The organism is uncultured Lutibacter sp., assembly GCF_937891065.1.
Classification (GTDB): domain Bacteria; phylum Bacteroidota; class Bacteroidia; order Flavobacteriales; family Flavobacteriaceae; genus Lutibacter.
The window spans coordinates 1-12080 of record NZ_CALAEQ010000191.1 but is presented as its reverse complement, the minus strand read 5'-3'; the positions used below and the strand labels follow the sequence as shown (position 1 = coordinate 12080).

The following is a 12080-nucleotide window of genomic DNA, read 5'->3' as shown; positions in this document are numbered from 1 at the left end:
TAATACAAATTTAAATATGGAAAATCAAACTGTACACGAAGGAAAAACAATAGCAATTATTAGCTACATCACTTTTATTGGGACAATTATTGCTTTTATAATGAACAATGATAAACATAATTCTTTTGCTGCATTTCATATACGACAAGTGATAGGTTTATCTCTTTTTTGGTTAATAAATGGATTTGCAATTGGATTATATGTAAATAGTATGGTTGCAGGAGCAATTAGTTTAATATTATTTGTTTTATGGATAATTGGTTTTGTTGGAGCTATACAAGGAGAAGAAAAAAGAGTACCTTTAGTTGGTGATTTATTTCAAGATTGGTTTAAAAATATTGGATAAATAATTAAAAATACTATTTTTGAAGTCGCGCCCTAAAGCGCGACTTTTATTTTACAACTATGGAAAAATTATCATTACAGTACATTGTTAGAGAGCCAAACGTTCAAACTGAGAATACTTCATTATTAATTTTATTACACGGCTACGGTAGCAATGAAGAAGATTTGTTTTCATTTGCAACTGAATTACCAGATGATTTGTTAATTGTGAGTGCAAGAGCTCCTCAGAATTTAGGCTATGGAAGTTATGCTTGGTATACTATTAATTTTACTGCCAATGAAGGTAAATTTTCTGATATTCCTGAAGCAATTGAGGCTAGAGATAAAATAGCTACTTTTATTGATGAAGTACAAAACAACTACAATATTTCTCCAGATAAAACTTTTTTATTAGGATTTAGTCAAGGTACCATTTTAAGTTATGCCGTTGCTTTAAATTATCCTGAAAAGGTTCAAAAGATTATTGCTTTAAGCGGTTATATAAACCATGAATTATTACCTAAAGATTACAATCTTAAAGATTATTCAACATTAGACTTCTTTATATCTCACGGAAGCGTAGATCAAGTAATCCCTGCTGATTGGGCTAAAAAAGCATCTCCATTTTTAAATGAGCTACAAATAAAAAACTATTATAAAGAATATGGTGTAGGTCACGGTGTTGCGCCACAAAATTTCTTCGATTTTAAAAAGTGGATGGAAGAACGGATGTAAACGTCAAAATTTAATGATTTTGTATTATTTGCAGTTTGTTGAGTATTTACATTATGAATTTAATTATTTTAAAGCCCCTAATTAGCACTATTCTTTTACTGAAAATTATAATTTATATAAAATGTTAACATGTATGATATAAGTCATTAATTTTCACTAATTCAAGCTATACCTTTAACCTACAATTGCACAATTACTCTAGCTCTAATTATCCTAAGGCATTAGAAGTAGATGTTAAATCGCAATTTTTACCACCCCAATTTGGGGTGGTTTTTTTATTTAAATTCATTCATTTTTATGATAATTGGATTTAAACTTGTTTTTAATCAAAAAAATATATTTTTCAACTTATAAACACTTAAACACCCAATACTTAGCATTTAATAAGGCACTCTTAAAAAGTTTAACCTAATTTCAGTAATTTAACAAAGCTCTTATAATTTTAAGAGTTTATATTATAATTACTTCTTCATATTTAATTTGCATCTATATATTAGATTATAAAAAAACTAACAAGTATTATTTTTTATTTAATATATTTTCAATAACATTGTTGTTCAAACTCAAAATTTTTAAATAAATAATATGGAAATATTAGGAATTGATGTTGGTGGCACAGGAATTAAAGGCGCCTTGGTAAATATTGAAACTGGAGAATTAACTACTGAAAAACATAGAATACCAACACCAAAACCTGCAACACCAGAAGCTGTAGCTAATACTATTCAAGTACTTGTGAATCATTTTAATTGGAAAGGTTTAGTAGGCTGTGGGTTTCCTACTCCATTACAGCATGGAAAATGTTTAACAGGTGGAAATTTACACGAAGATTGGCAAGGTATACAAGTTGATACGCTCTTTGAATCGAAAACTGGAAATGATTTTTCTATTGTAAACGATGCAGATGCTGCTGGATTGGCTGAAATAAATTTTGGAGCGGGAAAAAATGTAAAAGGAACTGTAATCATGATTACTTTGGGAACTGGAATTGGTTCGGGATTATTTTTAGATGGTAAATTATTACCAAACACTGAATTTGGACATGTGTTACATAAAAATGGTGAAATTTTTGAAAGATACGCTTCAGATTCTGCAAGAAAAAGAGATGATTTAAGCCGTAAAGAATGGGGCAAAAGATTGCATAAATATTTTAAGCATATTAATTTATTAGTATCACCTGATTTAATTATTGTTGGTGGTGGAGCAAGTAAAAAGTTTGATAAAATTGAGGATCAATTTGATATTGATGTTGATATAGTTCCCGCAAAAGCTGAAAATGAGGCTGGAATTATTGGAGCTGCATTGGCCGCCAAATATCAAATTAAATAAACCCTTTTGCTTTAAATTCTAAATATTTATTAATAACATTCACCGTAAGATTTTGTGGTTTTGTTAGTATTCCATAAATACCTTTGCCCTCTAGTTCTTTCACTATGAGTCTTTTCTCATAAGCAAACTTTTCAGCAATTGTTTTATGGTATATTGATTGTAAATCTTCTGCATTTTCATTTATTAAAACATCCAATTCTGTATTTTCAAAAAAGACAACAACTAATAAATGATATTTAGCAATTGCTTTTAAAAATGGGATTTGGCGTTTTAATGATGAGATATGTTCAAAATTTGTATACAAAATTAATAAACTTCTTTGTGTTACTTTTCGCTTTATAAGCGCATACAAATAGCCGAAATCAGAATCCGTATGTTGAGTTGAAATATTATATAAAGCTTCATTTATAGTGTTTAAATGAGTTTTTTTATTACTTGCAGCAACAATAGTGTCCACTTTTTTAGAAAAAGTTAATAAACCTGCCTTATCATTTTTTCGAAGTGCTATATTCGAAAAAGCCAATGTTGAATTTATAGCATAATCCAATAATTTTAATTCTTCAAAAGGCATTTTCATTACCCTTCCCAAATCTATTATAGAATAAATAGGCTGCGATTTTTCATCTTGATATTGGTTTACCATTAATTGTGAGCGCTTTGCCGTAGCTTTCCAATTAATAGTTCTTACATCATCTCCAGCTATGTAATTTTTAATTTGCTCAAATTCTAAAGTGTGTCCAATTTTTCTAATTTTTTTTAACCCAAATTCTGTTAACCGATTACTCATTGCTAAAAACTCATATTTCTTCATTTGAATATATGAAGGATATACTGCAACCATTTCATTTTCTTGAAACTTGAATCGTCTTGAAACAATTCTTAAAAAAGTTGAAACATACACATTTAGATTTCCAAAATAATACTCGCCACGTTCAACTGGTTTCACAGCATATTCAAATTCCCAAATTTCAGAAGGGTTGATAAATGAAACTTGTTCAAAATCTCTTTTTTGAAATTGAGGTGGTAATTCATCAATTAACTTCACTTCAATTTTAAATTTGTAGTTATTCTTAACTGTTATGGGAATAGGATTTTCATCTGAATTTGAAAATTTTTTAGTCAGTAATCTTCGAGCATTAATCCCATTTTTAGATTTAAAAAGCAAATAGATATCACTTACAAATAATACTGCTAAAATAGTTACTAAAAACCATGCAACCGAATACAAAATTGGAAACCAAAATGAAACCAAAAAAGTAGCAGCAATAATGCTTATATACTTATAAAAGCGTTCGTGTATGTATAGATTTTTAATTAAATTCATTAAATTATAATCTTCAATTTATAAGGTTCGAAATTAAATACTGACAATTTTATAACAATATCTACCTAGGAACTTCAACCGATTGCACAATCATCTCAATTACTTTATCTGCCGTCATCCCCTCCATTTCACGTTCAGGAGTTACAATTAACCGATGACGTAACACTGGCGAAATTACTTTTTTAATATCTTCAGGTATCACAAAATCACGTCCATTAATTGCTGCAAATGCTTTTGATGAATTTAAGACTGCAATACTTGCTCTTGGTGAACCTCCCAAATATAAATGTGGATGATTTCTAGTTTTTGTAATTAACTGAGCTATATATTTCATTATTTTTTCTTCAACAATAACTTCAAAAATCTTGTTTTTATATTCTAACAAATCAGCCTCAGAAATTAACGCTGAAATTAGCGTTTCTGGTAACACACCTTTTCTTTCTTGATGAGTTTTTAGAATTAAAATTTCTTCTTCTAAATTTGGATAACCCACATCAATTTTAAATAAAAAACGATCTAATTGTGCCTCGGGTAATGCATAAGTTCCCTCCTGCTCTATTGGGTTTTGAGTTGCTAACACCATAAATGGTGGTTTCATTTTATAGGTATTTCCATCAATTGAAATTTGGCGTTCTTCCATCACCTCAAATAAAGCAGCTTGTGTTTTTGCAGGTGCTCTATTAATCTCATCAATTAAAACTAAATTTGAAAAAATTGGACCTTTTTTAAATTCAAATTCCGATGTTTTCATGTTTAAAATTGAAGTTCCCAAAACATCACTCGGCATTAAATCCGGTGTAAATTGAAGTCTACTAAAACCGGTGTCTATTGTTTTAGAAAGTAATTTTGCTGTAATTGTTTTAGCAACACCAGGAACACCTTCAATTAAAACGTGTCCGTCAGCTAATAAAGCAACTATCAATAAATCCATAAAATTCTCTTGCCCAACAATAATTTTACCTAATTCTTCTTTAATTTGAATTACAGCATTTTTTAATTTGTCAAGGTCTACTCTATTTTCAAAATTCAAATCGTTATTTTCCATATTGAATTGTTTTTTTAAAATTTTCTATCATTTTATTTAAAGTGATAAGCTCTTCGTTTGTTATTTGATTTTTTAGGTGAATTTGATCACAAAACTGAAATAATTTCTCAACACTTTCATAAGAATTTCCGCTTCTTGATGCAACATATTCATAAAAAGTAATATCTATAATTGTAGTTGGTATGTGTAATTTCGTTCTAATATATTCTAAAAAATAACTTATTTTGTGTTCTGCAATATTTTTATGCTCTTGTTTTTCAAAATACATATTTGCAATTGTGCGTGTAAACGCGACTGTTTGATTTTTTAAAGGCGTTAAAATTGGTATATATCGTTGGGTTCGTTTACCTTCAAAAATCACAAAAAACAATACACCAATTAACACCATATAATAAGCCCATTTTAAATATTTAGAACTTAATAAATAATAAATTGGTGATGTAATTTTACTTTTTCCAGTTTTATAATAAGAATCCCATAAAATAGGTAAATCATCTCTCAAATAAGATAAAACATTTGCTGTATGTTGTTGATTTGGAGATTTTAAAATAGTATAATTTGTAAATAACTCAGGGAATGTATGAAAATAAAAGTTTCCTTTTCCAAAAGAATATTTTACAAAATTAATACCTTCTTCAGTTCTTTCATTAGCTGCATTTACATAGCCAGTTATTCCTAATATAGTAGTATTTAGCGTATCAATTTTTGTAAAAATCTGATTTGTGAAAGGCCTATCGAAAGAATATTCTTTACCTTTAAATGATTTATTTTTAAGTTTAAAAAATACTTTTTCATCTAAATTTTCACTTACTAATTGTTTTGTTTCAAAATTTAATGTGTCAATATTCATTCCATGAGTTGAAATAAAAACATCATTTCCCCTTTCTACAAATTTCATTAATCGCAAAAACTCTGCATTTCCAAAATTTAAAGCTTCATCAACAAAAAAATAAGTACCAACTCGTGTTGTATCTTCTAAATAAATATATGGTGGTATTTTAATATTTTTTATTTCTTCAGAAGGAAACAAATTTGACATCTCTTCTCGCAAAACAAAAGTTCCATATGGTATTTTATGTTTAGCTGCATAACTTGGAAACCAGTTTATAGGCTTTTTCTTAGTAGTTTCTAGATAAATAAGTCCAGAAATTAGCACTAAAAACGCAACAATATATATTTTTGCTTTTGTATCCAACTTACTTTTTATTAATTAAGTTATTTGTTTCTACAAAATCTGATTCAACACGCATAAATTCAACCTCATTTATACTGAAATTTCCATACCAAACAAAATCATATAACCTTGTTAAATTTATAAATGAATTTTTAATGTTTTGATGCTGAATTTCGTGTATATAATCTTCATTTGTTTTTTGTAACTCCCAAATAATTAATTGTTTACTCTCTAATTGTTTCAGAATATTTAGATAATAATAGCGAACTGCTAGTCTATAATTTTTATTAGAAATTGCCTTTTGAACTAGTTTTAAAATGTCTTTATTTTTAATCAATTCTTCTTCCTCGGTAATAGAAACAACTGACTTATTTTTTGAAGTATCAACAATTGAATTTAAATTTACTTTTAAGAAAAATTTCAACAAAAGAAATAGAACAATTCCAGCAATAACATAAGGCAGCGCAGTGAGAATTGTCGCTAAAATACCTTTGGCATATTTTACACCAAATACCCATTCTAAAAAACGTGATATTTGTCTAAGAAACCAATAAAAAACTCGCTCTAAAAAAGAAGGTTCAACTTTAACGGTATCTTCTTCATATATAAAATCTCTGTCTTGCTTGTATTTTTCTAAATTATTTGAATCAAATTTCTTTCGAACAATACTACTCTTATCATTTTTAACAACAAGCGAATCGGCTTGTGCAAAAGCACTAACCGATAGCATTATAAAAAGAAAAAAGAGTAATTTATTCATTATTAATTTTCGTCACTTCCTAAACTTTCAATTTTTTCAAAAGTACCTGTAAAGTTTTTTTGTTCATTTAAATCGAAATAAATGAATGCCGATGCCACCAATGTAACTGAATAAAATAAAAACTTTCCAAAGTAAGCAAACAAATTAAGCATTAGGTAAATTGGGTCTTCCAAGATGCCTAAAATAGCCGTTGGATCATCATTTGTAAAAGTAACTCCCATTGATATTAGTTGATAAATTAATGAAGGTATTGAAAAAATAAAACCTAACATTGACACCAATATTCCAATTACTAACACAACTCCAAAAGTATTCCACCATTCACTTTTTATAAGTGTAAAGCAATGCGAAATTGTGTCTCCAACACTTTTATTTTCAAAAACCATTATTGGCATTGCTAACGATAAAACAATTGCAATATATACAACTGGCAACACACAAAGAACATAAGCTACAATCATCATTAAAATAGATAAAACGCCTAAGCCTACAAACTTCCATATATTAGCATAGGTATTATCTTTAACTTCTTCGAAATTAGCAACTCCATTATTTTCTATATACGATTTTATATAAAATAAAGAAACTTCAGCTAAAAGTGTATAAACAATCCCAAAAACTACAAACATTAAAAATATCCAACCAAACATTCCAAACATATTCCCCATTATATTAGAAGGATCAGGTGCAGATTGATCTAAACTAATTATTCCTTTTATAGCTCCTGAATAAGAAACCATTGCAAATACCAACAATGCAGCACCTACTAATAAAACAGGGCCAATTATTTTAAAAACTGTTAAAAAATAATCTCTCCAGTTTTCCCTAATAAAAGTGAAAGTATCGGTTATAATTGCTCCTAAATCTCGTTCTTTTTTAAATTCAATATGATTATTCATTTTCTTGCTTTCTTTGTTTTGTTAATTTTATTGGATAAATTATATAGTAATATAAAATTGAAATAAATGATGTTAATATTATAAATAACGCCAGCCAATCTGGCATTTCAGTGTGGCGCGTTACAAAACCTTCTAAAAAGCCGGCAACTATAAAAAATGGAATAGTACTTACCATAATTTTTAAACCAGCTTTAAAACTCATCTTAAAAGATGCTAATCTTGAGTATGTTTTTGGAAAAAGTAATCCATTCCCTAAAACTAAACCTGCACAACCCGCAATTATAATAACAGAAATTTCAATAGTTCCATGAATCCAAATTGTTCTTGATGATTCCCAAAGCAAGTCTTTTTCATAGAAAAAGTATAAAAAAGAGCCCAACATAATTCCATTACGCATCATAATAAACAAAGTTCCAACTGAAAAAAGCATTCCAAACACAAAAGCGGTCATAGCTACTTTAATATTATTCAAAGTAATCATAATAAACATATTACTTTCTTCCATTTTTTTGTAAACAGCCATTGGGTCACCTTTTGAAATATTATCTAAAGTGGTATTTACATAATCATCTCCCAAAATTAAGCGAACAAAATCACCATCATTAGCCGCTGAATATGCTCCAATAATAGCAAAAAAAACAAATGTTAAAAATGCAATAACCAATTGTTTATGGTACTTCACAAATTCGAGTGGAAACTCCGATTTAAAGAAAGTAAATAATCTGTTTTTACTTTCCTTTTTCGTTTTATAAATTTTTTGATGCGCTTTTGAAGCCAGTGAATTTAAATATTGAGCCGTTTTACTTTGCGGATAAAATGTTTTTGCATAGCTTAAATCATCTGTAATTTCAATATATAAATCCGATAGCTTATCTGGTGAAACCTGTTCTTTTTTATCAAGAACGTTTTCAAATAATAGCCATTTATTTTTATTCCTTTTTACAAACGATGCTTCACGCATTTTTTTTACTTTTGCCTTTTATATAGTTCTATTAATTAGAGTATACATTCCGGTGAACGAATGTAAAAAATCAAATTGTATCAGCCAAAAAAGATTAAGTATAAAATGGATAATTTTCATATAGAAACAGCCCAAAATGTAACTATTAAGCAAAATGTGGCTCAACTAAGCACTCGGATTGGGTCTTTCCTAATAGATATGTTGATTATAGCTGGATATTATACTATAATTATATTAGTTTTAAATGCACTAGGATTTAGTTTAGACGAATCTCTTTATGTTTATTATGCCTTATTAAGTTTACCTGTTTTCTTTTATAGTTTGCTTTTTGAAACTTTAATGAATGGACAAACACCTGGTAAATATTTTAATAAAATTAGAGTTACAAAACTTGATGGTTCAAAACCAACTTTTGGCAGTTATTTAATTCGTTGGATGTTACGCTTAATTGATATTAGTTTAGCATCGGGATCCGTTGCGCTATTAACCATTTTATTAAATGGAAAAGGACAGCGTTTGGGTGATTTAGCGGCTGGAACTACCGTGATCTCTGAAAAGAAAAACATTACAATTCATGATACTTTACTAGTTGATATACCTGAAGAATATAAACCTACTTTTTCTCAAGTTACATTACTTAATGACAATGATATTCAAACGATTAAAGAACTTTATTTAAAAGCTAAAAGAAAAGGAAATCATAAAACCATATTAAAACTACACTTAAAAATAATAGCACTAACAGGAATAACTACTGATATGCAGCCAATTAATTTTATAGATGTAGTTATTAAAGATTATAATTATTTTACACAACAAACATAATGACGCTATTTCATATTTTAGATATTTTAGGAATAATTGCATTTGCAATTTCAGGGTCATTAGTTGCCATGAGAAAAAAACTAGATCCTTTTGGTGTTTTTATTATAGCCTTCGCCACATCAGTTGGAGGAGGAACTCTAAGAGATGTACTTATTGGTGCTCAACCAGTTTTTTGGATGAAAAATACTGAATACATATATATAATAACAGCATCATATGTTTTTGCAATTATTTTTAGAAAAAAATTAAAATATTTAAGTAAGTCATTGTTTTTATTTGATACTATTGGACTTGGATTATATACTATTATGGGGACTGAAATTGGATTAAAAGCCAACTTCCACCCTATTATTATTATTTCAATTGCCACCATGACAGCCTCATTTGGTGGTGTAATAAGGGATATTTTATGTAATGAGATACCTATTATTTTTAGAAAAGACATTTATGTTACAGCTGCCGTTTTAGGGTCTATAACTTATTTAGTTTTACATAATTTTAATTTTTCTGAATCCATAATTTATGTCTCAACATCCGTTATTGTTATTTCTATTCGATTAGTTGCTGTACTGTTTAAACTAAGTTTACCTACATTTTATTCTAAAAAATAATGAATTTTAATCATTTTATAAATAGCATATCAAAACTAAAAGAAAATCCAGTTGGCGGTTTAGAGGCCCAGTTTAAATTAGCTCCCAAATTAAGGTTGAGATATTCTAATGAGAAAATTGAAGCGCTTAACCCTAAAAAAGCTGCTGTTGTTGCCTTATTTTATCCCAATACTATTGGTGAAGTTTGTTTCTTATTGACATTACGTGCTGATTATGAAGGAACCCATTCAGCTCAAATTAGCTTTCCAGGTGGAAAATTTGAAAAGAATGATAATTCTTTAAAAAATACGGCATTACGTGAAACTTTTGAAGAAGTTGGAATTCCATTAAATGATATTACTATTTTTAAGCAAATGACTGATGTTTTTATTCCACCTAGTAATTTTTTAGTAACACCATTTTTAGGTTGTTTAAACCATGTACCCACTTTTACAAAAAATTATGAGGTTGAAGAAATTATTACTATTTCAGTAAAAGACTTATTGGACGAATCTTCAATTTCTACTACTATATTATCTACAACCTATGCAAAAGACATGAAAGTACCTTGCTTTATGTTAAACAATTACGTTGTTTGGGGAGCAACCGCTATGATGCTTAATGAAATCAAAGAATTATTAAAGAAAATGTAAACTATTTTTTTCTTAAATTTGTCATTCATTCAAAACCAACCAACCATAATGCCCATTTTTAAAAGAAATCCGTTTGGACATATTTTATTTATTAAAAGATGGCTCATTCGTATTTTTGGAGTCGTTTCACATGGACGTTATAGACGTTTCAATAAACTTCAAATTGAAGGATCAGAAATCATTAGAGATTTACCTGAAACCAATGTACTTTTTGTATCAAATCATCAAACATATTTTGCTGATGTTGCCGCTATGTTTCACGTTTTCAATGCTGCATTAAAAGGGAGAGATGATTCTTTAAAAAATATTGGCTACATATGGAGACCAAAACTAAATGTCTATTATATTGCCGCTTCTGAAACCATGAAAGCTGGGTTATTGCCTAAAATATTTGCATATATAGGTTCAATTTCTATTGAAAGAACTTGGAGAGCTGGAGGTAAAGATATCAAACGACAAGTAAAAATGTCTGACATTAGTAATATTAAAAAAGCGCTAGATGATGGTTGGGTTATTACCTTTCCTCAAGGTACAACAACACCTTTTAAGCCTATTAGACGTGGTACTGCTCACATTATTAAAACATACAAACCCGTTGTAGTTCCTATAGTTATTGATGGATTTAGAAGAGCTTATGATAAAAAAGGCTTGTTAATTAAAAAACGGAATGTTTTACAATCGATGGTTATTAAAGAACCTATGAAAATTGATTATGAAAATGAAACTTTTGAAGAAATTATTGAAAGAATTCAATTTGAAATAGAACAACACCCATCCCTATTGAAAGTTATTACACCTGAAGAATATAAACGTCAGGAAGATGAACTTAACAAAAAACGTAAGTTTTGGAGTTAGTATAAAAAAAACCGTTTTTAGAAATCTTAAAACGGTTTTTTTATTTAACTATTCAGTTGTTAATTTAACCAAGAGTTTAACATCCAAATTGTTTTTTCTTGCTCAGCAATAAAATCACTCATCATAGAGTTTGTTCCTTCATCATTCGCAGCATCAGATTCATTTAATATAACTCTTTCTATTTTTAATAACTCAGACAAAGAATTTACTACTAATTTAACGGCATCAACATCTTTACTAATATTTTTACCAACTGCAACTTTCGATAATTCAGAATATTCAGCAAAAGTATGCAATGGCGTACCTTCTAAAGTTAAAATACGCTCAGCAATCATATCAATTTTTTCTTGAGAGTCTGTATAAAATTCTTCAAATTTTACGTGTAATTCAAAAAATGATTTTCCTTTTATATTCCAATGTAATCCTCTTAAATTTTGATAATAAACTTGAAAATTAGCTAATAAACTGTTCAAACTAACTACTAAATTTTCTGTTTTATTTTGATCTAATCCTAAAATCGTTGTGCTCATAATTATTTATTTTATTGTTAAGTTTTTATTATTATTTTAATTCTAGAATTGGCAGACAATCTATTCTTAGCATAGT

Annotated in this window: 14 protein-coding genes; 7 read left to right on the top strand and 7 right to left on the bottom strand. The window is 28.3% G+C overall.

Annotated elements, in window-relative coordinates:
• Positions 1–16 precede the first annotated feature (16 nt).
• From Q0352_RS10465 to ppgK, 3 genes are all read left to right on the top strand, one after another.
• Complete coding sequence (locus Q0352_RS10465; RefSeq protein ID WP_299527248.1) at positions 17–346, top strand: hypothetical protein; 330 nt, start codon at positions 17–19, stop codon at positions 344–346.
• A 59-nt stretch (positions 347–405) separates the two neighbouring features.
• A complete protein-coding gene (locus tag Q0352_RS10460) occupies positions 406–1059 on the top strand; it encodes an alpha/beta fold hydrolase (protein WP_299527247.1) in 654 nt (217 codons plus the stop codon).
• A gap of 585 nt (positions 1060–1644) precedes the next feature.
• Positions 1645–2388, top strand: coding sequence for a polyphosphate--glucose phosphotransferase (gene ppgK, locus Q0352_RS10455; protein ID WP_299527246.1), 744 nt, complete (start codon positions 1645–1647; stop codon positions 2386–2388).
• Here ppgK and Q0352_RS10450 read toward each other — a convergent pair.
• The 6 genes from Q0352_RS10450 to Q0352_RS10425 all read right to left on the bottom strand — a co-directional run bounded on the left by Q0352_RS10450 (position 2381) and on the right by Q0352_RS10425 (position 8551).
• The gene (locus Q0352_RS10450) at positions 2381–3712 is read right to left on the bottom strand and encodes a DUF58 domain-containing protein (RefSeq protein WP_299527245.1); all 1332 of its coding nucleotides are present in this window, start codon (positions 3710–3712) and stop codon (positions 2381–2383) included. The two genes, ppgK and Q0352_RS10450, sit on opposite strands and share 8 nt — an antisense overlap.
• Positions 3713–3773: 61 nt before the next feature.
• On the bottom strand, positions 3774–4757 hold the full coding sequence (locus Q0352_RS10445; protein ID WP_299527244.1) for a MoxR family ATPase: 984 nt from the start codon (positions 4755–4757) through the stop codon (positions 3774–3776).
• Complete coding sequence (locus tag Q0352_RS10440; protein WP_299527243.1) at positions 4747–5952, bottom strand: DUF4350 domain-containing protein; 1206 nt, start codon at positions 5950–5952, stop codon at positions 4747–4749. The genes Q0352_RS10445 and Q0352_RS10440 overlap by 11 nt, the downstream gene beginning before the upstream one ends.
• Position 5953: 1 nt before the next feature.
• The gene (locus Q0352_RS10435) at positions 5954–6691 is read right to left on the bottom strand and encodes a DUF4129 domain-containing protein (RefSeq protein ID WP_299527242.1); all 738 of its coding nucleotides are present in this window, start codon (positions 6689–6691) and stop codon (positions 5954–5956) included.
• Between the two features lie 2 nt (positions 6692–6693).
• Positions 6694–7590 (bottom strand): hypothetical protein, encoded by an 897-nt coding sequence (locus Q0352_RS10430; RefSeq protein ID WP_299527241.1) that lies wholly within the window; start codon positions 7588–7590, stop codon positions 6694–6696.
• Complete coding sequence (locus Q0352_RS10425) at positions 7583–8551, bottom strand: stage II sporulation protein M (protein ID WP_299527240.1); 969 nt, start codon at positions 8549–8551, stop codon at positions 7583–7585. Before Q0352_RS10425 ends, Q0352_RS10430 begins: the two co-directional genes overlap by 8 nt.
• 105 nt (positions 8552–8656) lie before the next feature.
• Here Q0352_RS10425 and Q0352_RS10420 point away from each other — a divergent pair, with 105 nt between their 5' ends.
• From Q0352_RS10420 to Q0352_RS10405, 4 genes are read left to right on the top strand one after another with little or no spacing between them, the layout of a single operon-like run.
• Entirely contained in the window at positions 8657–9376 is a 720-nt protein-coding gene (locus Q0352_RS10420) for an RDD family protein (protein ID WP_299527239.1), read from the top strand.
• Positions 9376–9987 (top strand): trimeric intracellular cation channel family protein, encoded by a 612-nt coding sequence (locus tag Q0352_RS10415; RefSeq protein ID WP_299527238.1) that lies wholly within the window; start codon positions 9376–9378, stop codon positions 9985–9987. Before Q0352_RS10420 ends, Q0352_RS10415 begins: the two co-directional genes overlap by 1 nt.
• On the top strand, positions 9987–10619 hold the full coding sequence (locus tag Q0352_RS10410) for a CoA pyrophosphatase (protein ID WP_299527237.1): 633 nt from the start codon (positions 9987–9989) through the stop codon (positions 10617–10619). The genes Q0352_RS10415 and Q0352_RS10410 overlap by 1 nt, the downstream gene beginning before the upstream one ends.
• Before the next feature lie 48 nt (positions 10620–10667).
• Entirely contained in the window at positions 10668–11474 is an 807-nt protein-coding gene (locus tag Q0352_RS10405) for a 1-acyl-sn-glycerol-3-phosphate acyltransferase (RefSeq protein ID WP_299527236.1), read from the top strand.
• 59 nt (positions 11475–11533) lie between these two features.
• Here Q0352_RS10405 and Q0352_RS10400 read toward each other — a convergent pair whose 3' ends face one another.
• A complete protein-coding gene (locus tag Q0352_RS10400; RefSeq protein ID WP_299527235.1) occupies positions 11534–12004 on the bottom strand; it encodes a DNA starvation/stationary phase protection protein in 471 nt (156 codons plus the stop codon).
• Positions 12005–12080: the final 76 nt, after the last annotated feature.